This is a genomic window from Geodermatophilus amargosae, from assembly GCF_041028265.1.
GTDB classification, from domain to species: Bacteria; Actinomycetota; Actinomycetes; order Mycobacteriales; family Geodermatophilaceae; genus Geodermatophilus; species Geodermatophilus amargosae_A.
Genome location: NZ_JABGCW010000002.1, coordinates 413211 through 436786, shown reverse-complemented (window position 1 = coordinate 436786; position 23576 = coordinate 413211). Strand labels below are relative to the sequence as shown.

Annotated in this window: 23 protein-coding genes; 12 read left to right on the top strand and 11 right to left on the bottom strand. The window is 75.9% G+C overall.

The genetic code is table 11. From position 1 onward, the window contains the following. Positions 1 to 2 precede the first annotated feature (2 nt). Both HLV61_RS03015 and HLV61_RS03010 read right to left on the bottom strand, forming a co-directional pair. A complete protein-coding gene (locus HLV61_RS03015) occupies positions 3 to 200 on the bottom strand; it encodes a hypothetical protein (protein ID WP_369252822.1) in 198 nt (65 codons plus the stop codon). Positions 201 to 232: 32 nt separating this feature from the next. Further along, positions 233 to 3379 (bottom strand): acetyl-CoA carboxylase family protein, encoded by a 3147-nt coding sequence (locus HLV61_RS03010; RefSeq protein ID WP_369252820.1) that lies wholly within the window; start codon positions 3377 to 3379, stop codon positions 233 to 235. A gap of 76 nt (positions 3380 to 3455) precedes the next feature. On the opposite strand from HLV61_RS03010, the gene HLV61_RS03005 reads away from it, so the two are divergent. Next, positions 3456 to 3581, top strand: coding sequence for a hypothetical protein (locus HLV61_RS03005; RefSeq protein WP_369252818.1), 126 nt, complete (start codon positions 3456 to 3458; stop codon positions 3579 to 3581). 40 nt (positions 3582 to 3621) lie between these two features. After that, positions 3622 to 4989, top strand: a complete 1368-nt coding sequence (locus HLV61_RS03000) for a serine/threonine-protein kinase (RefSeq protein ID WP_369252816.1) — start codon at positions 3622 to 3624, stop codon at positions 4987 to 4989. On the opposite strand, the gene HLV61_RS02995 is transcribed toward HLV61_RS03000, so the two are convergent. Then, positions 4960 to 6009, bottom strand: a complete 1050-nt coding sequence (locus HLV61_RS02995; RefSeq protein ID WP_369252814.1) for an ion channel — start codon at positions 6007 to 6009, stop codon at positions 4960 to 4962. The two genes, HLV61_RS03000 and HLV61_RS02995, sit on opposite strands and share 30 nt — an antisense overlap. A 96-nt stretch (positions 6010 to 6105) precedes the next feature. Here HLV61_RS02995 and HLV61_RS02990 point away from each other — a divergent pair, with 96 nt between their 5' ends. Beyond that, a complete protein-coding gene (locus HLV61_RS02990) occupies positions 6106 to 6612 on the top strand; it encodes a mycothiol transferase (protein WP_369252812.1) in 507 nt (168 codons plus the stop codon). Here the strand turns inward: HLV61_RS02990 and HLV61_RS02985 are convergent. Further along, positions 6585 to 7709 carry a glycerate kinase gene (locus HLV61_RS02985; protein WP_369252810.1) on the bottom strand — a complete coding sequence of 375 codons (1125 nt, stop codon included), beginning with the start codon at positions 7707 to 7709 and terminating at the stop codon, positions 6585 to 6587. The two genes, HLV61_RS02990 and HLV61_RS02985, sit on opposite strands and share 28 nt — an antisense overlap. 38 nt (positions 7710 to 7747) lie before the next feature. Here HLV61_RS02985 and HLV61_RS02980 point away from each other — a divergent pair, with 38 nt between their 5' ends. After that, a complete protein-coding gene (locus tag HLV61_RS02980) occupies positions 7748 to 8929 on the top strand; it encodes an acyl-CoA dehydrogenase family protein (protein WP_369252808.1) in 1182 nt (393 codons plus the stop codon). A gap of 179 nt (positions 8930 to 9108) precedes the next feature. Continuing rightward, complete coding sequence (locus HLV61_RS02975; RefSeq protein WP_369252806.1) at positions 9109 to 9414, top strand: hypothetical protein; 306 nt, start codon at positions 9109 to 9111, stop codon at positions 9412 to 9414. 85 nt (positions 9415 to 9499) lie between these two features. Here HLV61_RS02975 and HLV61_RS02970 read toward each other — a convergent pair whose 3' ends face one another. Further along, the gene (locus HLV61_RS02970; RefSeq protein WP_369252804.1) at positions 9500 to 9961 is read right to left on the bottom strand and encodes a MarR family winged helix-turn-helix transcriptional regulator; all 462 of its coding nucleotides are present in this window, start codon (positions 9959 to 9961) and stop codon (positions 9500 to 9502) included. Positions 9962 to 9982: 21 nt separating this feature from the next. On the opposite strand from HLV61_RS02970, the gene HLV61_RS02965 reads away from it, so the two are divergent. The 4 genes from HLV61_RS02965 to HLV61_RS02950 all read left to right on the top strand — a co-directional run bounded on the left by HLV61_RS02965 (position 9983) and on the right by HLV61_RS02950 (position 14512). Further along, positions 9983 to 11023 carry an ABC transporter substrate-binding protein gene (locus tag HLV61_RS02965; protein WP_369252802.1) on the top strand — a complete coding sequence of 347 codons (1041 nt, stop codon included), beginning with the start codon at positions 9983 to 9985 and terminating at the stop codon, positions 11021 to 11023. A 77-nt stretch (positions 11024 to 11100) separates the two neighbouring features. Then, positions 11101 to 12555 (top strand): APC family permease, encoded by a 1455-nt coding sequence (locus tag HLV61_RS02960; protein WP_369252800.1) that lies wholly within the window; start codon positions 11101 to 11103, stop codon positions 12553 to 12555. Beyond that, positions 12552 to 13574 (top strand): acetamidase/formamidase family protein, encoded by a 1023-nt coding sequence (locus HLV61_RS02955; RefSeq protein WP_369252798.1) that lies wholly within the window; start codon positions 12552 to 12554, stop codon positions 13572 to 13574. The genes HLV61_RS02960 and HLV61_RS02955 overlap by 4 nt, the downstream gene beginning before the upstream one ends. Positions 13575 to 13675: 101 nt before the next feature. Next, positions 13676 to 14512 carry an esterase/lipase family protein gene (locus HLV61_RS02950; RefSeq protein WP_369252796.1) on the top strand — a complete coding sequence of 279 codons (837 nt, stop codon included), beginning with the start codon at positions 13676 to 13678 and terminating at the stop codon, positions 14510 to 14512. Here HLV61_RS02950 and HLV61_RS02945 read toward each other — a convergent pair. Continuing rightward, positions 14482 to 16131: an FAD-dependent oxidoreductase gene (locus HLV61_RS02945; protein WP_369252794.1), complete on the bottom strand. Its 1650-nt coding sequence runs from the start codon at positions 16129 to 16131 to the stop codon at positions 14482 to 14484. The two genes, HLV61_RS02950 and HLV61_RS02945, sit on opposite strands and share 31 nt — an antisense overlap. Positions 16132 to 16199: 68 nt before the next feature. On the opposite strand from HLV61_RS02945, the gene HLV61_RS02940 reads away from it, so the two are divergent. Next, positions 16200 to 16781: a helix-turn-helix domain-containing protein gene (locus tag HLV61_RS02940; protein ID WP_369252792.1), complete on the top strand. Its 582-nt coding sequence runs from the start codon at positions 16200 to 16202 to the stop codon at positions 16779 to 16781. 15 nt (positions 16782 to 16796) lie between these two features. Here the strand turns inward: HLV61_RS02940 and HLV61_RS02935 are convergent, their stop codons facing one another. The 5 genes from HLV61_RS02935 to HLV61_RS02915 are packed head-to-tail and all read right to left on the bottom strand — an operon-like array spanning position 16797 to position 21002. Next, on the bottom strand, positions 16797 to 17768 hold the full coding sequence (locus HLV61_RS02935) for a quinone oxidoreductase family protein (protein WP_369252790.1): 972 nt from the start codon (positions 17766 to 17768) through the stop codon (positions 16797 to 16799). A gap of 1 nt (position 17769) precedes the next feature. Then, entirely contained in the window at positions 17770 to 18129 is a 360-nt protein-coding gene (locus HLV61_RS02930; RefSeq protein ID WP_369252788.1) for a hypothetical protein, read from the bottom strand. Next, the gene (locus HLV61_RS02925) at positions 18126 to 18989 is read right to left on the bottom strand and encodes an extradiol ring-cleavage dioxygenase (protein ID WP_369252786.1); all 864 of its coding nucleotides are present in this window, start codon (positions 18987 to 18989) and stop codon (positions 18126 to 18128) included. The genes HLV61_RS02930 and HLV61_RS02925 overlap by 4 nt, the downstream gene beginning before the upstream one ends. Then, the gene (locus tag HLV61_RS02920) at positions 18982 to 19812 is read right to left on the bottom strand and encodes a citryl-CoA lyase (protein ID WP_369252784.1); all 831 of its coding nucleotides are present in this window, start codon (positions 19810 to 19812) and stop codon (positions 18982 to 18984) included. Before HLV61_RS02920 ends, HLV61_RS02925 begins: the two co-directional genes overlap by 8 nt. After that, entirely contained in the window at positions 19809 to 21002 is a 1194-nt protein-coding gene (locus HLV61_RS02915) for a CaiB/BaiF CoA transferase family protein (protein WP_369252782.1), read from the bottom strand. The genes HLV61_RS02920 and HLV61_RS02915 overlap by 4 nt, the downstream gene beginning before the upstream one ends. A gap of 210 nt (positions 21003 to 21212) precedes the next feature. On the opposite strand from HLV61_RS02915, the gene HLV61_RS02910 reads away from it, so the two are divergent. Continuing rightward, positions 21213 to 22706, top strand: a complete 1494-nt coding sequence (locus tag HLV61_RS02910; RefSeq protein ID WP_369252780.1) for an amidohydrolase family protein — start codon at positions 21213 to 21215, stop codon at positions 22704 to 22706. 45 nt (positions 22707 to 22751) lie between these two features. Beyond that, positions 22752 to 23573, top strand: a complete 822-nt coding sequence (locus HLV61_RS02905; RefSeq protein ID WP_369252778.1) for an IclR family transcriptional regulator domain-containing protein — start codon at positions 22752 to 22754, stop codon at positions 23571 to 23573. Positions 23574 to 23576 lie beyond the last annotated feature (3 nt).

The following is a 23576-nucleotide window of genomic DNA, read 5'->3' as shown; positions in this document are numbered from 1 at the left end:
GCTCAGGGAGCGAGCGAGCCCCACCGCGCGACGTCGGCGCCGGCCTCGTCGACCAGCACGTACTCGGCCGCGCCCGGCGGGTCGTCCGCGCGGTGGCGGCTGACGACGTCGACGGCCTCGGACTCGGCGGCGGTCGCGTCGGCGGCGTCCCACTCGTGGACGACGGCGCCGTCGCCGGTGGTCAGGCGGTAGTGGGGCATGGCCGGACCGTAGAGGAGCGCGATCCCGCCGCCTACGACAGTCCGGCCAGCGCGCGGACCAGCACCTCCCGGGTGTCGGCCGGGTCGACGACGTCGTCCACCTCGAAGGCCGAGGCGACGTTGAGCGCCCTGCCCTGCGCGTAGGACTCCGCCACCAGCTCGGAGTAGCGGGACTCGCGGGCGCCGGGCGGCAACGCCTCCAGCTCGCGCCGGTACCCGAGCCGGATCGCGCCCTCCAGGCTCATCGGCCCGAACTCGCCGGTGGGCCAGGCCAGGGTGAGCAGCGGGACCTGGAGGTCACCGCCGAGCATGGCCATAGCGCCCAGTCCGTAGGCCTTGCGCAGCACCACCGCCAGCAGCGGCACGCCCAGCTGCGCCCCGGCCACGTACAGCCCGCCGAAGCGGCGGACGGTGCCGGTGCGCTCGGAGTCGGGGCCGACCATGAACCCCGGGGTGTCGACGAGGGAGACCACCGGTAGCCGGGCCGAGGCGCACAGCCGCAGGAACGCCGCGGCCTTGTCCGCCGACTCGCCGTCGATGGCGCCGCCGAGGTGCCGCGGGTCGTTGGCCACGATGCCCACCGGCCGCCCGTCGAGCCGGGCCAGCGCGGTGACCACGCCGCGGCCGAACGCCGGCCGCAGCTCCAGCACGCTGCCGGTGTCTGCGAGCGTGGTCACCACGGGCCGGACGTCGTAGCTGCGGACCCGGTTGGCCGGCAGCGCGCTCCGCAGCGCCCGCTGGTCGGCGGCCTCCCCCGCCACGACCCGGCCGGTCAGCAGCCCGACCGCCTGCCGGGCGGCGGCCACGGCGGCGGCGTCGTCGGGCACCACGACGTCGACGACGCCGTTGGCGGCCTGCACCGCGGTCGGGCCGACGTCCTCCGGCGCGACGACGCCCAGCCCGCCGGCCTCGATCATCGCCGGGCCGCCCATCCCGATGCTGCTGTCCTCGGTGGCGATGACGACGTCGCAGCAGCCGACCAGCGCGGCGTTGCCGGCGAAGCAGTACCCCGAGACGACGGCGACCGTGGGCACCGTCCCGGCCAGCCGCGCCATCGTGGTGAAGGTCGGGACGTCGAGGCGGGAGAAGCCACCGCCGTCGGTGTCGCCGGGCCGCCCGCCGCCACCCTCGGCCACCAGCACCACCGGCAGCCCCCGCTCGGCGGCGACCTCGAGCAGCCGGTCGGTCTTGCGGTGGTTGGTGCGGCCCTGCGTGCCGGCCAGCACGGTGTAGTCGTAGACGAGGACGGCGCACGGCACGCCGCCGACCTCGCCGATGCCGGTGACCATGCCGTCGGCCGGCGTCCGCGCGACCAACTCCTCCAGCGAGCGCCGCGCGCGCTGCGCGGCGATGCCGAGCTGGCCGTACTCCACGAACGTGCCCGGGTCGACCAGCGCGGCCACCGTCTCCCGCGCGGTCAGCCGTCCGGCGTCGTGCCGGCGGGCCACCGCCTCGGGCCGGGCCTCGTCGAGGGTGGCGGCCCGCCGCTCCCGCAGCTCGGCGAGCTCCGGCCGGACGGCGTCCGGATCGGCCGCGTCCGGGCCCGCGGCGGCGTCCCCGACCTCGCCGGGAACGACCGCACCGAGCACCGTGCCCGCGGTCACCACGTCGCCCACGCGCACGGACAGCCCGGTCAGCACGCCGGCGGCCGGCGAAGGCACGACGTGCTCCATCTTCATCGCCTCGAGCACCAGCAGGGTCGTCCCCGCGGCGACGGCGTCGCCCTCCGCGGCGGCCACCTCCACCACCGCGCCCGACAGCGGCGCGGGGACCGGCAGCGCGCCGTCGGCCCCGGCGACGGCGGCCGGCACGGGCGCGTCCGGCACCAGGTCGGCGAGGCGGTCGTCGACGAGGTCGGTGGTCGCCCGGCCGTCGGCGACCCCGGGCAGGTCGAGCAGGGCGGCCAGCAGGTCGCGGTTGACCGGCACCCCCGCGACGTCGAGCTCGGCCAACGCGCGGCGGCACCCGGCCAGCGCCCGCGGCAGGCCGCGGTCGGCGACGACGACCTTGGCCAGCAGCGAGTCGTAGCGCGGGCCGACCTCGTCGCCGGCGACCACGCCGGTGTCCACCCGCACGCCGCGACCGGTAGGCGGGACGAACCGCTCGAGCCGGCCGACGCCGGGGTGCACCGTGCCGTCGGGCAGCAGCGTCTCGGCGTTGACACGGGCCTGCACCGCCGCGCCCCGGGACGGCGGCGGCGAGGCCAGCCCGAGGCCGGCGAGCGTCGCGCCCTCGGCGAGCCGGATGCCGACCTCGACCAGGTCCAGGCCGGTGACCTCCTCGGTCACCGTGTGCTCGACCTGCAGCCGCGGGTTCACCTCGAGGAACGCCACCTCCTCGCCGCGCACGAGGAACTCGACGGTGGCCAGCCCGCGGTAGCCCAGCGACCCGCACAGCGTCGTGGCGTACACGGCCAGGCGCCCCCGCAGGTCGTCGTCCAGGCCGGGCGCGGGGGCGATCTCCACCAGCTTCTGCCGGCGCCGCTGCAGCGAGCAGTCCCGGTCACCGAGGGCCACCACCGCGGCGCCGTCGCCGGCCACCTGCACCTCGACGTGCCGTGCTCCGGTCAGCAGCCGCTCGACGTAGACCGCGCCGCTGCCGAAGGCCGCCGTCGCCTCCGAGCGGGCACGCTCGAGGGCTGCGGGCAGGTCCGCGGCGTCGCGCACCGGCCGCATGCCGCGCCCGCCACCCCCGGCGACCGCCTTGACCATGACCGCGCCGCCGTCGCCGAGCCCGGCGAGGAAGGCGGTGGCGGCCTCGAGGTCGGTGTCGCCGTCCGTGGCCGCGAGGACCGGCAGGCCGAGTTCCGCGGCGCGGGCGCGGGCGGCGGTCTTGTCGCCCAGCAGCGCGAGCGCCGCGGCGTCCGGTCCGACGAAGGCGACGCCGGCGTCCGCGCACGCCCGGGCGAGCGCGGGGCTCTCGGCGAGGAAGCCCCAGCCCGGGTGCAGGCCGTCGGCGCCGGCGTCCACCGCCGCCCCGACGACGGCGGCGACGTCGAGGTAGGCGGCCGGGCCGGTCCCGGGCAGGCGGACGGCGTCGCCGGCACGGCGGGTGTGCAGGCTCCCCGCGTCGTCCTCGGGCGCGACCGCGACGGTGGACAGGCCGAGGGCGGCGGCGGTCCGGAGCACGCGGACGGCGACCTCGCCGCGGTTGGCCACCAGCAGACGGGTGATCGTCATCGGCCGCGGAGTCTAGGGGGCCGGCCGGGGCCGTCGCCGGGGCGCGGACCGGGCCGGACCGGGGCAGGCTGGACCCATGACGACGCCCGAGCCCGACCTCCCGCAGCCGCGCGACATCGCCCTGGAGATGGAGGACGAGGAGACCGCCGCCCACCTCGAGGCGGAGAGCGACCCCGAGCCCGCGCCCCGTGGCAGTGACTGAGCCGGGCCGCCCGGACCGCTCCGGGCGTACCGTCCCGGGCATGACCGCCGACGCGGGTGCACAGCGGCTGGTCGCCGGCCGCTACACGGTGAACGGGATGCTCGGCCGCGGCGGCATGGGCGTCGTCTGGCGGGCCACCGACCAGGTCCTGGGCCGCCCGGTGGCGCTCAAGGAGGTCACCTTCCCCGCGCACCTGACCGACGACGAGCGCGAGGCGCTGCGCAACCGGACGCTGCGCGAGGCCCGGGCGGCCGCCCGCCTGGTGCACCCGTGCGTGACCACCCTCTACGACGTCGTCGAGGAGGACGGCCGGCCCTGGCTGGTCATGGAGCACGTCGAGTCCCGCAGCCTGCAGGAGATCGTGCAGCGCGAGGGCCCGCTGCCCTGGCGGGCGGTGGCCCGCATCGGCCTGGACGTGCTCGACGCGCTGGAGGCCGCGCACGCCGCCGGGATCGTGCACCGCGACGTCAAGCCGGCCAACGTGCTCGTCGGGCGGGACTGCGCGGCGCACCTCACCGACTTCGGCATCGCGATCGCCACCGGCGGCCCCTCGATCACCACGTCCGGGGCGATCATCGGCTCGCCGTCCTACATGGCGCCCGAGCGCGCCCGCGGCGAGGAGCCCGGACCCGCCGTCGACCTGTGGTCCCTGGGCGCCACGCTGTACACCGCCGTCGAGGGACGGCTGGCCTTCGACCGGCCCGAGTCGATGGCCACGCTGCTCGCCGTCGTCTCCGAGGACCCCGCGCCGACCGAGCGGGCCGGCCCGCTGGCCCCCGTCCTCGAGGGCCTGCTCACCAAGGACGCCGCCGCCCGCTGGGACGTCCCGCGCTCCCGAGCGGCGCTGCGCGCGGTGCTCCAGGGCGCCGGCCCCGGGCCGGAGTGGATCCCGCGCGCGCAGGCATCCGGCGACGGCCCCGGCGACGGCCCTGGCGACGACGGGAACGCCGGCGGCCGCCCCACCCTCGGCGGCCAGGTCGAGCGCTTCGACCTCGACGACCTGCGCGCCCTCGCCTCGGTGATCCACGGCGTCGCCCGCGACGCCCGCGACCAGGCGCGCTACCTCGCCGAGCGGCGCAAGGAGCGCAAGGAGCGCAAGGAGGCCGGGGACGGGCACCGGAAGCGGGGGTCCCGGCCCGTGCGGGTGGCCGCCACGCCGCGCAGCGCCGCACCCGCCGCCACGCCGCGCAGCGCCGCACCCGCCACCCCGCCCGCCGCCTCGCCCGCCACCCCGCCCCAGGCGCCGCCCTCGGCGCCGCCGTCCCCGCGCCCGCCCGCGGCCCCCGCGGCGCGGCGCCGGTTCAAGCGCCGCTGGGTGGTCGTCCCGGTGCTGCTGGCCGTGCTCGCCGTGCTGGCCGCCGTCGGCGGGGTGGTGGCGCTACTGGCCGCGGCGTTCGGCGTGTGGTGAGCGGCCCAGCCGGGACGCGTCCAGCCGCTGCGAGGCCACGTAGTACAGGGTGGCGCCCTCCGGGACCGGGGTGTCCCACGCGGGGCTGACCAGCAGTCCCTCGCCGGTGCGCACCGCGAGCACCGTGGCGCCGTGGTCGCGGCCGAAGGCGGTCTGGCACTCGCCGAAGGTCCGGTGCGGCAGGTCGCGGGGCACCCGCAGCGAGTACGTGTTGCCGTGCCCGCCGGCGGTCATCAGCTCGTTGTAGACCTGCGTGAGTCCCGGGTCGGCGGCCTCCTCCGACAGCAGGAACGGCATGTGCCACTGCACCACCTGCACGCCGGGGTTGAGGTAGCGGAGGCTCTCGCGCCGCGTCAGGTCGCGCACGGCGGCGACCATGTGCACCTGCGGGTTGGCGTGGTCGACGGCGACGGCGATGGCCAGGGTCTCGTTGTCGTCGCGGCCGTCGATGACCGCCGTGCGGGCGCGGTCCACGCAGGCGCGGGTCATGACGTCGGCGTGCGTGAGGTCGCCGCGGACGAAGGAGACCCGCGGCTCCTCGGGCATGGGGTTGCCGGGCACGTCGTCGTGGGCGGCGAGCACCACCTGGGTGCCCGGCTCGACGGTGAGCTCGGCGACGATCCGCTCGGTCCGTCCCGGCGTGTAGCCCAGGACGACCACGTGGTCCCGGAGGTCCAGGCCGACCACTCCTCTCAGCCGCTTGCCCCGCGCGGTCTGCAGGGCGGTGGCCAGCTCGGTGAACAACAGGGTCAGCGTGACGATCCCGCCGACGATGACGTAGGCGCCCACGACGTGCCCGGGGCCGGACTCGGGGAAGAAGTCGCCGTAGCCGACGGTGGCGGCGGTGACGACGAAGTACCACCAGTAGTTGGCCGGGGTGACGAGCTCACTGCCGGGCTCGGCCAGCGCCATGAGCCCCCAGCTGCTGAGGAACACCAGCGCGGCCACCGCCAGCGGCAGCTTCCAGCCGGGGAGCCGGATGCGGGCGAAGCGCAGCAGCCGGTGCAGGAAGAACGGCAACGCGGAGGCTCCCTCGACGGCGCGGCGGACACCGCAACCTACCGTCGCGCGGCGGCGGCAGGAGTCCCCCGCGAGCGGGACGGGTAGCGGCCGGTCATGCGCCCCCGCGAGCTGCTCACCCACGCCTACTCGCAGATCGGCGAGACGCTGCGCGCCGCCGTCGAGGGCCTGTCCCCCGACCAGCTCGCCGCCCGGGTCGGCCCCCGCGCCAACCCGATCGGCTGGCTGGCCTGGCACCTGCTCCGGGTGCAGGACGACCACCTCGCCGAGGTGGCCAGCAGCGAGCAGGTCTACACGGCGCAGGGGTTCGCCGTCCGCTTCGGCCGGCCGGCCGACGACACCTCCACCGGGTACGGGATGAGCAGCCTGGAGGTGGAGTCGCTGCGGGTGCCCTCGGCCGACCTGCTGCTCGAGTACGCCGACGCGGTGGCCGCCCGCAGCGCCGAGTACCTCGGGACCCTGTCCGACGACGACCTCGACCGCGTCGTCGACGAGCGGTGGGACCCGCCGGTCACCCTCGGCGTCCGGCTGGTCAGCGTGCTCGCCGACGACCTGCAGCACGTGGGGCAGGCGGCCTACGTGCGCGGGCTGCTCGGCGCCTGAGGCCGCAGCACCCGGGCGGCGAGCTCCTCGAGGACGGCCGCGGGCTCGGCCAGGCAGCGGTCGAGGCCGGCCACCTCCGTCAGGGCGGAGGCGGCGGTGAGACCCGCGGCGGCGAGCTCGTCCGGGCCCAGCGCCACCCGGCCGGCCAGCGCCACGCACGGCACCCCGGCGGCCCGGGCCCGGGCGGCGACGACGGCCGGCGCCTTGCCGCGCAGCGACTGCGCGTCGAGGCTGCCCTCCCCCGTCACGGCGAGGTCCGCGCCGGCCAGCGCCGCGTCGAGCCCGACGAGGTCGGCGACCAGCTCCGCGCCGGATCCGACCGTGCAGGTCAGGACGGCGGCCACGCCCGCCGCGGTGCCACCGGCCGCGCCCATCGCCGGCCACCCCTCCAGGTCGATCCCCAGGTCGCGCCGGACGACGGCGGCGAACCGCCCGAGCGCGGCGTCGAGGGCGGCCACCTGCTCCGGCGTCGCCCCCTTCTGCGGCCCGTAGACCGCGGCGGCACCGTCCGGGCCGGTGAGCGGGTTGTCGACGTCGGTGGCCACCGCGACGGTCACCTCGCGCAGCCGCGGGTCGCGGGCGCCGACGTCGATCCGGTCGAGGGCGGCGAGGCCCGCGCCGCCGGGCGGCACGTCGCGGCCGGCGCCGTCGAGCAGCCGCACGCCGAGTGCCTGCAGCAGGCCCGCGCCGGCGTCGGTGGTGGCGCTGCCGCCCAGTCCGAGCACGATCCGGTGGGCTCCGGCGTCGAGCGCGGCCAGCAGCAGCTCCCCCAGCCCGCGGGTGGTCGCGGTCATCGGCGCGGGCCCGGCGAGCAGCCCGATCCCGGCCGCGGCGGCGAGCTCGACCACCGCCGTCGTCCCGTCGACGGCGAAGGTGGCGCGCACCGGCCGGCCGTCGGGGCCGCTCACCGTCGTCGTCACCGGGCGGGCGCCGGCGCGCACCGCGGCGGCCACCGTGCCCTCCCCGCCGTCGGCCATCGGGCGGGTCAGCACCTCGGCGTCCGGGTGCACCCGGAGGAGCCCGCGGGCGACCGCGTCGGCGGCCTCCGCGGCGGTCAGGGTGCCCTTGAAGGAGTCGGGCGCGACGATGATCCGCACGCCCGGCAGCATGCCCTCCCCGCGCGTAGCGTCGGGACGTGACCGAGACCGCGCGCACCGACTTCTACGCCCTCGACGAGCTGCTCACGGCCGAGGAGATCGACGTCCGGGACCGGGTGGCGGACTGGTGCGCCAAGGAGGTCACCCCGCGGATCAACGACTACTGGGAGCGCGCGGAGTTCCCGTTCGAGCTGGTGCCGGGCTTCGCCGAGCTCGGCATCGCCGGCGGGACGATCGAGGGCTACGGCTCGCCCGGGATGAGCGCCGTGGCGGCCGGCCTGGTCGCCGCCGAGCTGGCCCGCGCCGACGGCAGCATCGGCACCTTCAACGGCGTGCACAGCTTCCTGGCGATGCAGTCGATCGCGCTGCTGGGCTCGGAGGAGCAGCGTGAGCGGTTCCTGCCCGCGATGGCGCGGATGGAGAAGATCGGCGCGTTCGGCCTCACCGAGCCGCGGCACGGCTCGGACGCCGTCGCCCTGGAGACCCGCGCCCGCCGCGACGGCGACTCCTACGTCCTCGACGGGCAGAAGAAGTGGATCGGCAACGGCTCGATCGCCGACTACGTGCTCATCTGGGCGCGCGACGAGGAGGGGCAGGTCGGCGGGTACGTCGTCGAGAAGGGCACGCCCGGCTTCACCGCGCGGGTCATGACCGGCAAGACGGCGCTGCGGGCGGTGTGGCAGGCCGAGATCACCCTCGACGGCGCCCGCGTCCCGGCCGAGAACAAGCTGGAGAACTGCCGGTCGTTCAAGGACGTCTCCACGATCCTGGACCGCACCCGCTACACCGTCGCCTGGCGCGCGCTGGGCGTGGCGATGGCCTCCTACGAGCTGGCGCTGGCGCACTGCCTGAGCCGCGAGCAGTTCGGCCAGCCGATCGCCGGCTACCAGCTCGTGCAGGAGAAGCTCGCGACGATGCTGGCCGAGATCACCAACATGCAGCTGATGTGCTGGCGGCTGTCCAGCCTCGCCGACGCCGACCGGATGACGGCGGCGATGGCGTCGCTGGCCAAGCGGCACTGCTGCGCCACCGCGCGGGCGATCGTGGCCGACGCCCGCGACCTGTTCGGCGGCGACGGGATCCTGCTCGAGCACCACATCGCGCGGCACCACGCCGACATCGAGGCGATCTACACCTTCGAGGGCACCGACCACGTGCAGGCACTGATCGTGGGACGGGAGATCACCGGGCTGTCGGCGATCAGCGGCCGGCGTCGGTGAGCTCCTCGGAGGGCTGCTCGCTCAGCCGGCGCGGCTGAGCGTCGCCGGCTCCAGGGCCGGCCCGGAGAGCCGACTGGGACCCTCGTGCAGGGGAACCGCCGGGCGGTCCGCGGGCGGCACCTCCCGGCCCTCCGCGGCGTTACCGTCGGGGAGTCCTGCGGAGCGGAGGAGCGAGCGCGGTGGATCCAGTCAGCCTGGTGGTCGGGGCGGTCCTGCTCGTCACGGGCTTCGTGGCCGGACGTCTCGGGCGCCGCCGTCCCGCCGGCCCCCCGCCCGTCCCGACCCCGGTGTGCGGTTGCGGGCACCCGCTGAGCCAGCACGACACCGGGACCAACACCTGCTACGCCGAGCTGCGCCGCGACACCTTCGACAAGCGCGGCCGCTGGGCGGGGCACAGCTGGGTGCCCTGCACCTGCCGCCAGTACGTGGGCCCGCGCCCGATCGACGAGGTGTTCCTCCCCCGCGTCCTGCCCCCGTCCGACTGACGGCCGGCGGCGCCCGCTGCCGATCATCGTCTGCGTGCCGCTCGCACCGGCGTGTCCGCGCGTGTCCCGTGCACGCACACGATGATCAACCCGGCGGCGGCGCCTCGGGCGGGGCGAGGTCGACGAGGGCGGTGACCAGCGCGGCCACGCGGGCCTGTCCCAGCTCGGTGGTCAGCGCCGCCTCGTGCGCGGACACCAGCGCCTCGAGGCGGTCCAGCCGGGTGCGGCCGCGGGCGGACAGGTGCACCCGCACCCGCCGGCCGTCGTCGGGGTCGGGCAGCCGGTAGGCCAGCGCGGCGTCGGCCAGCCCGTCGACCAGGCGGGTGGCGGTCGGCGCCGGGACGCACAGCGCCGCGCACAGCTCGCTCATCGTGCGGCCGGGTCCGGACGCCAGCGCGCGCATCAGCCGGTAGGTGTCCAGGGACGCGCCGTCCTCGGCGAGCACCGCCCCGACCCCGCGGGCGACCCGCCGCGAGACCACGCTCAGCAGCTCGACGAGCGAGGACACCGGCGCCTGCGTCCGGGTGGCCTGCTGCTCGACCGCCATGGGCCGCACCATACTCAGGGAGTGCCCGGACCGACCGTCCCGATGGACGCGTGGGAGGCCGCCGTCGCCGGCCGCGCCCCCGACGTCGTCCGGATCGGCCTGGCCGTCCCGCTGACCGGCCCGCTGGCCATGACCGCGCCCTCGGCCCTGGACCTGGCGGCGCTGGCCGCCGACGAGCTCACCGAGGCCGGCGGGGTGCGCGGGCGCGCCGTCGAGCTGGTCACCGTCGACGCCGGCCGGCAGCCCGCGGAGGTCGCCGCCGAGGTCGCCGCGCTGCACGCCGCCGGCGCCGTCGACGTCCTCGTCGGCTTCTCCACCAGCAACGTCTCGCGGGCGGTCGCCGCCGCGCTGGCCGGGCGGGCCGGGTACGTGTTCACCCCGCCGCACGAGGGCGGGCGCGGCTCGCGCGGGGCGCTGCGCATCGGCTCCTCGCCGCTGGTGCAGCACGCCGCCGCGCTGGCCTGGCTGGTGCGGCACCGCCGCGCGCAGCGGTGGGTCCTGCTCGGCACCGACTACGTCTGGCCGCAGGCGGTGCACCGCGCCGCGCGGACGGTCCTGCGCGACCTCGGCGCCGAGGTGGCCGGCGAGCTGCTCGTCCCCTTCGGCCCGGCCGACCCCGGGCCCGCGCTCGACCTGATCCGCCGCACCCGCGCCGACGCCGTCCTGCTCAGCCTGGTCGGCCGCGACCTGGTGGCCTTCAACCGCGCGTTCGCCCGCGCCGGGCTCGACCGCCGCGTCGTCCGGCTGTCCGGGGCGCTGGAGGAGAACGGCCTGTACGCGGTCGGCGGCGACGGCACCGGCGAGCTGTACGCCTGCATGCCCTCGTTCGCGGCGGCCGACGGAGCCGCCGACGAGGGGCAGCTGGCCCTGCAGGAGCGGCTCGCGGCCCGGGTCGGGCCCTCCGCCCCCGTGGTGTGCGCCTACGCCCGCGGGGTGCACGACGGCGTCCGCGCCGCCGCCCGGCTGCTGGAGACCGGCGCCCCGGAGCCGCCGGGGATCCCGCGGCCGCGGCTGGCCCGGGCCGACGGGCTGGTGTTCCGCGAGGTCGCGTCGCGCGGCTGACCCCCACTGCTTCCACATGGAAACGGTCGGGCCTACCCTCCCCGCGTCCGGCTCCGTGCCGGCCGAGAGGAGGAGCCGTGAGCGACCCCCGCACCACCCCGTCCCCCGACCTCACGAAGCCGGGCGGAGGCACCGGCGCCGGAGCCGTCCCCGCTGCCGGCGCGGCCGGCCTCGAGGAGTTCGGCTACCGCCAGGAGCTCAAGCGTTCGCTGACGTTCACCGACCTGCTGGTCTACGGCCTGGTCTTCATGGTCCCGATCGCACCGTTCGGGATCTTCGGCAGCGTCTTCCAGGGCTCAGGCGGGATGATCGCCCTCGCCTACGCGATCGGCGGACTGGCGATGGCCTTCACCGCCGCGTCCTACTCGCAGATGTCGCGGGCGTTCCCCATGGCGGGCTCCGTCTACACCTACGCGGGCCGTGGCATCGCCCAGCCGGTCGGCTTCATGGCCGGCTGGATGATCCTGCTCGACTACGTGCTCGTCCCCGGCCTGCTCTACCTCATCGCCGCGGTCGCGATGAACTCGATCTGGGCGTCGGTGCCGGTCTGGGTCTGGCTGGTCGCCTTCGTGGTGCTGAACACCGTCGTCAACTACTTCGGCATCGAGTTCACCGCGCGGGTCAACAAGATCATGCTGATCGGCGAGCTGATCGTGCTGGCGATCTTCCTGGTCGTCGGCGTCGTCGCGCTGGCCACCGGTGCGGGCCGCGGCTTCGACTTCACGCCGGTCTACAACAGCGACACGTTCTCCCTCGAGCTCGTCTTCGGCGCGGTCTCCATCGCGGTGCTGAGCTTCCTCGGCTTCGACGGCATCTCCACGCTCGCCGAGGAGAACCGCGACTCCGCCCGCTCGATCGGGAAGGCGATGATCGCCGCGCTGGCGCTGGCCGGGACGCTGTTCATCGTCCAGACCTGGGTCGCCGCACTGCTCGTCCCCGACCCCGACACCCTCATCGCCGAGGGGGACGCGGCCGGCACGGCCTTCTACGACGCGGCCGAGGTCGCCGGCGGCGCGTGGCTGGGCACCCTGACCGCGGTGGCCACGGCGATCGCGTGGGGCTTCGCCAACTCCCTCGTGGCCCAGGCGGCCACCTCGCGACTGCTGTTCGCGATGGCCCGGGACCGGCAGCTGCCCGCCTTCCTCAAGCAGGTGCACCCGACCCGCCGCGTGCCGGTCAACGCCACCCTGCTCGTGGCGGTGATCTCCCTCGTGCTGGGCCTGTACATGGCCTCGCGCGAGGACGGGATCACGCTGCTGTCGACGCTGGTCAACTTCGGCGCGCTGTCGGCGTTCCTGCTGCTGCACGTCTCGGTGGTGTGGCACTACGTCGGCCGGCTGAGGAGCCGGAACTACTGGCTGCACCTCGCGGTGCCCGTGATCGGGTTCGCGATCCTGGCCTACGTCGTCTACAACGCCCAGGTGGCCGCCCAGGAGCTCGGCTTCGTGTGGCTGGTCGCCGGCCTGGTGCTCATGGGCGTGCTCATCGCCACCGGCCGCAAGCCCGAGATCCGAGCGGAGGAGGACCTGTGACGGCGTCCCTGGAGGTCGTGTCGCTGCAGCCGACCCCTGACCAGTACCGCTTCTCGTTCGGCGGCGGCGAGCCGCTGCTCACGGTGGCGCCCGGCACGGTGGTGGAGCTGACCACCGAGGACTGCTACGGCGGGAAGGTGCGCGGCGTCGACGACCTGCCCAGCCGGGTGTGCGACTTCCCCCATCTCAACCCGGTCAGCGGCCCCATCGCCGTCGAGGGCGCCGAGCCCGGCGACACCCTGGCGGTGCACCTGGTCGACATCACGCCGGCCCGCGACTGGGCGGTGTCGAGCACGTTCCCGCACTTCGGCGCGCTCACCACCACCCACTCGACGGCGATGCTGCACGAGCCGCTCGAGGAGCTGGTCTGGCTCTACGAGGTCGACCGGGAGCGGGGCACCTGCCTGTTCCGGCCGCGCCGCGGCGGCCCGGAGGTGGAGCTGCCGCTCGACCCGATGCACGGCACGATCGGCGTCGCGCCGGCCGCGGGCGAGGTGTTCGCCAGCATCACGCCGGGCGCGCACGGCGGGAACATGGACACCCCGGAGATGCGGGCGGGCACGACCGTCCACTTCGGCGTCAACGTGCCCGGCGCGATGCTCGCCCTCGGCGACGGGCACTGCCGGCAGGGCGAGGGCGAGGTGTGCGGCACCGCGGTCGAGGCGGCGATGCGCACGGTCGTCGTCGTCGACCTGGTCAAGGGCGGCGGCCCGGTGTGGCCGCGGCTGGAGACCGACGAGTTCCTCATGTCGACCGGCTCGGTGCGGCCGCTCGAGGACGCCTACCGGGTGAGCCAGCACGACCTGGTCACCTGGGCGGCACAGCTCACCGGCTGGGACCCGCTCGACGCCCTGCAGCTGGTCAGCCAGGCCGGCCTCGCGCCGGCGGGCAACGTGGTCGACACCAACTACACGATGGTCGCCAAGCTGGCGAAGCGGTACGTGCCCGGTGCCGTGGCGCACGACGGCGTCCACGAGCGGTTGCGGGCCACCGCCGCGGCGTACCTGCAGCAGCGCTGACGCCCCGGCACCCGGGACTCGCCTTTCGCGCGCGAAAGGCGAGTCCCGGGCGTCCTGCGGGGTAGCGGAACGGGACCGCCACCGCCGTCGGAGGAGTGCCCGTGCCCGAGTCCCCGCAGAACCGCCGGTCCAGCGGCCGCACCACACCCGGCCGCGCCCCCGGGTTCCTGCAGCCCAGCCGCCGGGCCACCCTGCTCGCGGCCACCGAGCCGGTCCGGGCCGCGGCCAGCGCCGGCGCCCTCGCGCTGACCTACCCCCTCCTGCGCGGCGCCCCGCGCGGCGAGCCGCACGGCGTCCTCGTGCTGCCGGGACTCATGGCCTCCGACGCCTCCACCGTGACCCTGCGCCGCTGGCTGCGCGGGCTGGGCTACCCGGTGGTCGGGTGGGAGCTCGGTCGCAACCGCGGGCCCACCCGCGAGATCACCGAGCAGCTGCCGAAGCTGATCGAGCAGCTCGCCGACCGGCACGGCGGGCCGGTCAGCGTCGTCGGCCAGAGCCTGGGCGGCATCTTCGCCCGACGGTTGGCGCTGCGGGTGCCGCGCCTGGTCCGCCAGGTGATCAGCCTCGGCTCGCCGTTCGGCCTGGCCGGCCGGCCCGCCGACGGCACGCCCGGCGCCCGCGCCTACGCCCGCTACCGGCACCTGCACGCCGTCCCCACCACCGGCCGGGGCGACCTGCGCGGCTCCCTGCCGGTCCCGAGCACCGCGGTCTACTCGCGCTGGGACGGCGTCGTGGACTGGCGGGCCTGCCGGCAGCGGCCCGGCCCGGGAGCGGAGAACGTCGGCGTGCACGCCAGCCACCTCGGGATGGGCCACGACCCGGCGGTGCTGTGGCTGGTCGCCGATCGGCTGGCGCAGGGCGCCGACGAGTGGCGGCCGTTCACCCCGCCGGCCCGCCTGCGGCTGCTCTACACCAGCGAGGACGACGTCACGGGCTGACGCCGGGCCCGCAGGACGGCGTCGGCCACGTGCGCGTGACCGTCGTGCCCCTCGTGACCGGCCTCGTGACCGGCCTCGTGACCGGCCTCGTGCCCGGCCTCGTGGGCGCGGGCCTGCCGCGGCCGGGTCTCGGCCACCTCCACCGTCCACTCGGCGGGGTCGAGGGCGGCGGCCATCTGCCCGCCGGTGGCGTACCACTCGGGCAGTCCGGGCCGGCGGACGCCGTGCGCGAGGTCGCTGCCGTCGTGGGCGGTGACCAGCAGCGTGCCGCCCGGCGCGACCGCCGACGCCAGGGTCCGCAGCACGTCGTCGCGGCGGTCGGGCAGGAAGTGCAGGAAGGACGCGGTCACCAGGTCCCAGCGCTCCTCCCCCGGCTGCCACGTGGTGACGTCGGCCTGGCGGGTGTCCAGCTCGACGCCGGCGTCGGCGGCGGCCGCGGCGGCCCGGTCGAGCGCGGTGCGGGAGACGTCGAGGGCGGTGACCTGCCAGCCGCGGCGGGCCAGCCAGACGGAGTCGCCGCCCTCGCCCGCGCCGGCGTCCAGCGCGCGGCCCGGCGGGAGACCGGCGGCCTCGGTGGCCAGGACGTCGTTCACCCGGCCGCTCCAGACGCCGTGCCCGTGCGCGCGGTAGCGCTCCTCCCACCACTGCTCGCCGAACTCCGGATCGGTCTGGGCGCGCAGCACCTCGACGGCGAACCGCGTGTCCTCGGCGACGAGGTCGGCGTTGATCATGGCGCCGGCCGACAGCCCGGCGGCCGCCGCGCCGATCACCTGCGCGCCCAGGTCGGCGACGTTCCCGGCCGCCCACACCCCGGGCACCGCGGTGGCGCCGCGCGGGTCCACCGGCACGTGCGACCCGACGACCGCCTCGCCCATCCGGAACGGCTCGGCCTCCAGGCCCAGCCCGGTCAGCACGGCCGAGCGGGCGGTGAACCGCGGGGCGACGACGACGGCCGCGCGGGGCACGACCTCGCCGTCGGCCAGCCGGACACCGGTGAGCCGCCCGCCGTCGGTCTCCAGCGCCGCCACCTCGCCGCGCACCACCCGGACGCCGCGGGCGGCGAGGGCCTGCGCGGTGGCGTCGTCGGGCTCCGGTGCGGTGTGCAGGAACAGGACGACGTCGGCGCTCCACTGCCGCCACAGCTGCGTCTGGTGCATCGACATCGGGCCGGTGGCGATCACGCCGACCGCCTGGTCGCGCACCTCCCAGCCGTGGCAGTACGGGCAGTGCAGGACGTCGGTGCCCCACAGCTCGCGCACCCCCGGGATCTCCGGCAGCTCGTCGGTCAGGCCCGTGGTGACCAGCAGCCGGCGCGCCCGCAGCACCCGGCCCCCGGCCAGGTCCACGGTGAAGGCGCCGACCGCGCCGCGGGCCGCGGTCACCGTGTCCTGCACGAGCGCGACGCCGTACCCGGCGACCTCCGCCCGCCCCGCGGCGAGCAGGTCCCCGGGCGGCGTGCCGTCGCGGCCCAGGTAGTTGTGCATCTCGTGCGCCGGCGCGTTGCGCGGCGTCCCCTCGTCGACGACGGCGACCGAGCGCCGCGCCCGTCCCAGCGCCAGGGCCCCCGACAGGCCCGCCGCTCCCCCACCGATGACCACCACGTCGTACGTCTCGTCCATGCCGACGACTGTGCGCCCGGCCGTGCCGTCTTGACAAACACCTTTGCAGTATCGGCAAACTGGACGGCGTGACCGACCTCGATTCCGTCCTCGACGCCGTGGGCCCCCGCCTGCGCGAGCTGCGCCGCCAGCGCGGGGCCACGCTCACCGCCCTGTCGGAGGACACCGGCATCTCGGTCTCGACGCTGTCCCGGCTGGAGTCGGGGCAGCGGCGCCCCACCCTGGAGCTGCTGCTGCCGCTGGCCCGGGCACACCAGGTGCCGCTCGACGAGCTGGTCGACGCCCCCGAGACCGGCGATCCGCGGGTGCGGCTCAAGCCGGTGAGCCGGCACGGCGCCACGTTCATCCCGCTGACCCGCCGGCCCGGCGGGCTGCAGGCCTACAAGCTGGTGCTGCCGCCGCGGTGGGGCGGGGAGCCGGGCGAGCAGAAGTCGCACGAGGGCTACGAGTGGGTCTACGTCCTGTCCGGGCGGCTGCGGCTGCTGCTCGGCGACACCGACGTCGTCCTCACCGCCGGCGAGGTGGCCGAGTTCGACACCCGCACCCCGCACTGGATGGGCAACCCCGACGACCGCCCGGCCGAGCTGCTGGCGCTCTACGGCCCGCAGGGCGAGCGGATGCACGTCCGCGCCGCCCCTCGCAGCCATTAGCGCTACGAAGGCCCGCTACGGGACGACGACCAGCCGGACGCCGGCGTCCCCGGTGGCCTGCCGCGCCCAGGCGGCGGTGACGTCGGCCAGCGGCACCGTCTCGTGCGCGACGCCGACCCGGCCGGTGGCGGCCGCCCCGAGGACGGCGTCCAGGGCGCTGCGGCGCTGCGCGGGCGTGAGCGCGTTGTTGGTGTAGCCGAGCACCTCCGCCGACCGGCCGCGCAGCACCGCCGAGGAGAACACCGCCTCGTCGCCGGACGCGCCGCCGAGGTTCACCAGCCGACCGCCCGGCGCCAGCACCCGACAGGCCGCGGTGGCCGCGGTGCCGAACACCGGGTCGACGACGACGTCCGCGCTCCCCTCGCACGCCTCGGCCAGCGCGGCCGCGAGCGCGTCGACGTCGTCGCTCGCCGGCACCACGGCGTCGGCTCCGGCGGCCCGGGCGCGCTCCTGCGCCGCGGCCGAGCGGCAGACCGCCACCACCCGCCCGGCGCCCAGGACCCGCGCGGCGCCCACCGCCACCTGGCCGACCGCGCCGCCGGCGCCGAGCACCACCACCCGCTCCCCCGGCTGCAGCCCGCCGCGCCAGGTCAGCGACATCCACGCGGCCACCGCCGACAGGCCGAGGGCCGCGACCGCGGCGTCGGGCACGTGCGCGGTCAGGGGCACGAGGTCGTCGTCGGCGACGGCGCAGCGCTGGGCCAGGCCGCCGTCGCCGGGCGCCATGCCGGCCGACGTCGCGAACCAGACCCGGGTGCCGGCCAGCAGCCGGCCGGACTCCTCGACGACGCCGACACCCTGGACGCCGGGGACGTAGGGCACCGCCGGCGTCCCGAAGTAGCTCGTGCCAGACGCGCAGAGCAGGTCCAGCGGCACGATCGGCGCGGCGGTGACCCGCACCAGGCTGCGACCCGGTGCGGCCACCGGGTCGGGGTGCTCGGCGTGCTCGGGCGGGGACCCGGGCGCCCGGACGACGGCGGCGCGCACGTCAGGTGCTGATGTCGGGATAGGGCAGGGTGAGGTGCTGCATCGCCTTCCCGTAGGCCTTCTGGTACTCCAGCGGCCCGTGGTCGCGCTCGAACACGGCGATGAACAGCGTGAGCGTGAGGAACGGGTGGGCGCCCATCCCGAACAGGGTCACGTGGTCGTGCTCGCGCAGGGCGCGCCGCTCGTCCTCGGTGAACGACAGCCACGTCGACCGCTCGGCGTCGGTGCAGTTGAGCAGCTTGTTGGCCATCTCGGCCTCCCACCACTCCACGGTGCCCGCGGGGTCCTCGCGGTACCGCTCGACGAGGGCGGGGTCGCGGTCGACGGTGAAGAGGAACTTGTCGAGCAGGTAGCGGCTCATGCCGGCGCCCCGTTCGGGTACCAGGTGAAGTACGCCTCCATGGTGTGGAACAGGTCGAGGGTGTCGACGTGGTCGGCCTTCTGGCCCTCGCCGGCCACGCCCATCATCAGCATGAAGTCCATGAACCCGTGGGTGGCGTTGCCCGGGGCGTGCAGGGACTCCAGCGACACCTCGGCCAGGCAGCCGTCGATGTCGCCGGAGGCGATCCACTCGACCGCCCGGCGGTCGAACTCCGGGTCCGGGCCGTGCTCGCCGAACTGGCGCGGGCCGCCGAGCTCGAGGGAGAGGTGGCCGGTGCCGATGACGGCGACCCGCGCGTCGGACTCCCAGGACTCGACCATCTCCCGGATCGCGCGGCCCAGCTGCACGAAGCGCCTCGGCTGCGGCAGCGGGGGCGCGAAGATGTTCGTGTAGACCGGCACGATCGGCAGGTCGGCCTGCGGGCGCAGCGTGATGATCGGGCACGTGATGCTGTGGTCGATCCGCAGCTCGTTGCTGAACGCCAGGTCGAAGTCGCGGTCCAGGCCGTCGCGCAGCAGGTGCGCGGCCAGGTCCTCCTCGCCGCGCAGCGTCATCCGCGGCAGGCCGAACTCGCGCTCCTCGTTGTACCAGTTGGCGTCGAAGAAGGGCGCCTTGCCCACGAGGAACTGCGGCATGTTGTCCAGCCACAACTGGTGGAAGTGGTCGCTGCCGACCATCACCAGCACGTCGGGTTCCGCCCTCGTGAGCGTCTCCCGGAACCGCTCGATCTTGGCCACCCACTCGTCGGCGAACGGCGGGCGCTCGGCGCCCGTGGCGGTGCTCGCGCGGTAGTAGAACGGGTGGTGGGTGGACGCGATGACCGCGGCCAGTTCAGCCATGCCGGCCTCCGTTGTCGGTCGAGGGCAGTGGGTCGGGCTGGTACGGATCCGGGGCGACGGAGCGGTTGTTCAGGTCCACCGACAGGAAGACGTCGTTGGCGACCGGGGAGCGGATCTCCTCGGCGAGCTGGCCGATGAGCCCGGCGGTGCGGGCCAGCAGGGCGAAGCCGCGCAGCAGCTCCAGCGGCAGGCCGAGGTCGGCCAGCGCCGCGCCGCACACGCCGGCGCCGTTGAGCGGCAGCGTCCTCCCGAGCACCTGCGGGTGCACCCGGCCGATGGCGGCGAACAGCGCGAGGTGCGGCCCGACCAGCCCCTCCTCGGCGGCGATCTGGAACAGCCGGGGCGTGCGCGGGTCGCCGTCCTTGTGCACGTGGTGGCCCAGGCCGGGCACGAACCGGCCCGCCGCGCGCGAGGCGGTGACCGTCTCCCGGGCGAGGGCGTCCCAGCCGGCGTCGTCGGCCGGCAGCTCCTCCGCGGAGGCCAGCACGTCGTGCAGGAACCGGCCGCAGTCCTCGGTGACGCCGAGGAACCGCGACCCGCCACCGAGGAGGCCCGCGGCCAGCGCGCCCTGCACCGAGTCCGGCGCCGACAGCCACGTCAGCCGGGTGACGATCGCCGTCGGGGTGAAGCCGTGGTCGGCCAGCGCCGCCAGCACCGCCTCGAACACCCGGGTCTCCCCCGCGGTCGGCCGGCGCTGGGTGGCCAGCCAGAACGCCAGCTCCCCGAACCCGACCGAGCCCATGACGTCGCGGGCGAGGTCGGTGCCGAGCAGCGTGATCGACTCCCGGCTCGAGGCGCCGAGCGCGGTGGGGTACTCGGTCACGGCGTCTCCCCGCCCTCGGCCAGCCAGCGGCGGATCTCCGCGCCGTGCTCGTCCAGCGTGGGCGGCGGGAGCCGGTACTGCGCGGCGGTCCGCGAGAAGCGGATCGGGTTGCGGATCGAGGGGACGCCCGCGTCGCCGTCCCCCGCCGTGACCACGGGGTCCAGGCCGACCTCCTCGGCGAAGGCGACACCCTGGTCGACGGTGTTGATCGGCCCGCACGGCACGCCCGCGGCGATGATCTCGCGGAACCACTCCATCTTGGTGCGGGTGGCCAGGCGCTCGACCAGCAGCGGGCGCAGCTGGTCGCGGTGGGCGGTGCGGTCCTCGTTGTGCAGGAACCGCGGGTCGTCGGCCAGCTCCGGGAGGCCGAGCACGTCGCACAGCTTGCGGAACTGCCCGTCGTTGCCGGCGGTCACGATCAGGTCGCCGTCGGCGCAGGGCAGCGGCTCGTAGGGGAACAGGCTCGGGTGGCTGTTGCCCATCCGGAACGGGACGACGTCGCCGGCCACGAACGCCGAGGTCTGGTTGACCAGGCCCGACAGCGCGCTGGAGAGCAGGTTGACCTCGACGTGCTGCCCGCGGCCGGTGGCGTGCCGGTGGTTGAGGGCCGAGAGGACGCCGATGGTGGCGTGCAGCCCGGCCATGACGTCGAAGACGGCGACCCCGGCGCGGTAGGGGTCGCCGTCCGGTGGGCCGGTGAGGCTCATCAGCCCGGAGATCGCCTGGACGATCAGGTCGTAGCCGGGCAGCGACCGCCCGACGGGCCCGCTGCCGAAGCCGCTGATCGACGCGTAGACGACCGTCGGGTTGGTCGCCGCGACGGAGTCGTAGTCGAGGCCGAAGCGGGCCAGGCCGCCGGGCTTGAAGTTCTCCACCAGGACGTCGGCGCGGCGGGCCAGCTCGCGGGCGGCGGCGGCGTCGCTCTCGTCGGTGAGGTCGAGGGCCACCGACCGCTTGTTGCGGTTGACGCCCAGGTAGTAGGTGGACACGTCCTGCCCGGCGACGTCGCGCACCGGCGGCTGCCAGGTGCGGGTGTCGTCACCGCGGGGGCCCTCGACCTTGACCACCTCGGCGCCGAGGTCGGCCATCAGCATCGTGGCGTAGGGGCCGGCCAGGATGCGGGAGAAGTCGGCCACGAGCAGGCCCGCGAGGGGACCTCCGGGTGCGGCTCCGGCGGATCCTGCCGTCATCGTCGCCTCGAGCTCCTCACCGCGGTGCACCGATCAGCGGACGGTCGTCCGTCGTCGTCGCCGATCCTGGGGAGGCCGACGTCCCCGTGTCAACCGCAGCCCGAGCCGCTTGACAGGTGGCGCAGGTCACGGACAGGGTGGCGCCGACCGACACCGGTGTCCGCAGTACGGACAGGCGTCCGTTCGCGTCGAGGCGTCCGAGGAGACCCCATGACCCAGCCCCAGTCCGCGGCTCCCCAGGCCGGCCGGCCCGTCGTCCTGCGCGGCGGCACCGTCCTGACGATGGACGACGCCGGGACGGTGCTGCGCGACGCCGACGTCCTCGTGGTCGGCGACCGGATCGCGGCCGTCGGTCCCGCCCTGGAGGTGCCCGAGGGGACGCAGGAGGTCGACGCCACCGACGGCATCGTGATGCCCGGGATGATCGACACCCACCGGCACATGTGGCAGACGTCGATGCGCGGCTACGGCGCCGACTGGTCCCTGACCCAGTACTTCGTCTGGTACTACCTCGAGCACGGCCGGCGCTTCCGCCCCGAGGACGTCGCGGCGGGCAACCGGCTGGCCGCCGCCGAGGCGCTCGACTCCGGGGTCACCACCGTCGTCGACTGGTCGCACGGGCTGCAGACGGTCGACCACGCCGAGGCCGCCGTCGACGCCCTGCAGTCGGTGCCCGGCCGGTACGTGCTCGCCTACGGCAACATCCAGGCCGCGCCGTGGGAGTGGACCGCCGACCCGGCCGTGCAGGCCTTCCTCGAGCGCCGCCGCACCGGTGCCGGCGACCTGCTCGCCTTCCAGCTCGCCTTCGACGTCACCGGCGACCCGGCGTTCCCGGAGAAGGCGGCCTTCGAGGTGGCCCGCGACCTCGGGCTGCCGGTGACCACGCACGCCGGCGTCTGGGGCGCTACCGACGACGACGGCGTCCGGCTCATGCACGAGCACGGGTTCGCGACGCCGGAGACGGTGTACGTGCACGCCGCCTCCCTCTCCCCCGACAGCTACCACCGCATCGCCGCCACCGGCGGGTCGATCTCGGTGTCCACGGAGTCCGAGCAGAGCGCCGGGCAGGGCTACCCGCCCACCTGGCAGGTGCGCGCCCACGGCATCCCGGTGTCGCTGTCGATGGACACCAGCGTGTGGTGGAGCGGCGACCTGTTCTCCGCGATGCGCACGACGCTGGGCGCCGACCGCTCCCGCGAGCACTTCGAGGCGCACCTCAAGGGCGCGACGGTGACCCAGCTGGCGCTGCGGGCCCAGCACGTCGTCTCGTGGGCCACCCGCGGCGGCGCGGCGGCGCTCGGCCGCGACGACCTGGGCCGGCTGACCCCGGGCGCGAAGGCCGACGTCGTCCTGCTCAAGAACGACGCCTCGCCGGTGTCCTTCCCGCTGCTCAACCCCTACGGCCACGTGGCGTTCCAGGCACAGCGCGGCGACGTGCACACCGTGCTGGTCGACGGGCGGGTGGTGAAGTCCGACCACCGGCTGGTCGGCGTCGACCTGGCGGCCGTGCGCCGTGAGGTGGAGGCGACCGTCGAGCACCTGCGCGCCGACATGGGCGAGGACGTCTGGCAGGCGGGGATGGACCCCGAACTGCCCTCGGGTGAGGTGCTGGACAACCCGTACCAGTACACGGACTACCGCTCGGACTCCACGCACGCCGCCCGCGAGGAGGGCTACGAGCGCCACCTCGCCGGGGAGCGGTGAGCGCGAGGGAGGTCCGGGGACGGCAGGGAACGGGAGGAGCCGGTCGTGGCCGGACGGGGTGAGGGACCGGACTTCGTCGAGGCACTGGCGCGCGGACTGGACGTGCTCACCTGCTTCGACGCCGACCACCCGGCCATGACCCTGTCGGAGGTGGCGGCCGCCGCGGGGCTGGCCCGCCCCACGGCGCGGCGGCTGCTGCTGACGCTGGAGGAACTGGGCTTCGTCCGGTCGGCCGGCGGGACGTTCGCGCTCACGCCACGGGTCCTGTCCCTCGGCATGGCCTACGTCGGGGCGCTCGGGCTGTGGGACGTCGCCCGGCCGCACCTCGAGGAACTGGTGGCGCGGACCGGCGAGTCGTCGTCGATGGCCCAGCTCGACGGGTCCGACATCGTCTACGTCGCCCGCGTGTCGGTGCCGAAGCTGATCACGCTCCGCGTGGAGATCGGCACGCGCTTCCCCGCCGTGCAGACCTCGCAGGGCAAGGTGCTGCTCGCGGCACTGTCCGCCGACGAGCTGGCGGAGACGCTCGCACAGCCCAGCCGATCGGGCCTGCCGCCCTCCATCGGGCGCACGCCGGAGCAGCTGCGCGAGGAGCTCCCCGAGGTGCGCGCCCGCGGCTGGGCGCTGGCCGACGAGGAGCTGGCGCCCGGCGTCCGCTCGGTCGCCGTCCCGGTGCGGGACGGGACCGGCGCCGTGCGCGCGGCCGTGAACGTGACCGTGCACGCCGCCGAGACCTCGGTCGAGCGGCTGCTGGGCGAGCACCTGCCGGCCCTGCTGCGCACCGCCGGCGAGGTGAGCGCCGACTGGACGCGATGGCAGGCGCGCCCGCACGTCGAGGTCGGGCGGAGGGCCACCGCCGCCGGGTGAGCA

Coding starts and splice junctions, on each gene's coding strand:
- HLV61_RS03015 (WP_369252822.1), bottom strand. CDS start 200: ATGCCCCACTACCGCCTGACCACCGGCGACGGCGCCGTCGTCCACGAG.
- HLV61_RS03010 (WP_369252820.1), bottom strand. CDS start 3,379: ATGACGATCACCCGTCTGCTGGTGGCCAACCGCGGCGAGGTCGCCGTC.
- HLV61_RS03005 (WP_369252818.1), top strand. CDS start 3,456: ATGACGACGCCCGAGCCCGACCTCCCGCAGCCGCGCGACATCGCCCTG.
- HLV61_RS03000 (WP_369252816.1), top strand. CDS start 3,622: ATGACCGCCGACGCGGGTGCACAGCGGCTGGTCGCCGGCCGCTACACG.
- HLV61_RS02990 (WP_369252812.1), top strand. CDS start 6,106: ATGCGCCCCCGCGAGCTGCTCACCCACGCCTACTCGCAGATCGGCGAG.
- HLV61_RS02970 (WP_369252804.1), bottom strand. CDS start 9,961: ATGGCGGTCGAGCAGCAGGCCACCCGGACGCAGGCGCCGGTGTCCTCG.
- HLV61_RS02945 (WP_369252794.1), bottom strand. CDS start 16,131: ATGGACGAGACGTACGACGTGGTGGTCATCGGTGGGGGAGCGGCGGGC.
- HLV61_RS02930 (WP_369252788.1), bottom strand. CDS start 18,129: ATGAGCCGCTACCTGCTCGACAAGTTCCTCTTCACCGTCGACCGCGAC.
- HLV61_RS02925 (WP_369252786.1), bottom strand. CDS start 18,989: ATGGCTGAACTGGCCGCGGTCATCGCGTCCACCCACCACCCGTTCTAC.
- HLV61_RS02915 (WP_369252782.1), bottom strand. CDS start 21,002: ATGACGGCAGGATCCGCCGGAGCCGCACCCGGAGGTCCCCTCGCGGGC.
- HLV61_RS02910 (WP_369252780.1), top strand. CDS start 21,213: ATGACCCAGCCCCAGTCCGCGGCTCCCCAGGCCGGCCGGCCCGTCGTC.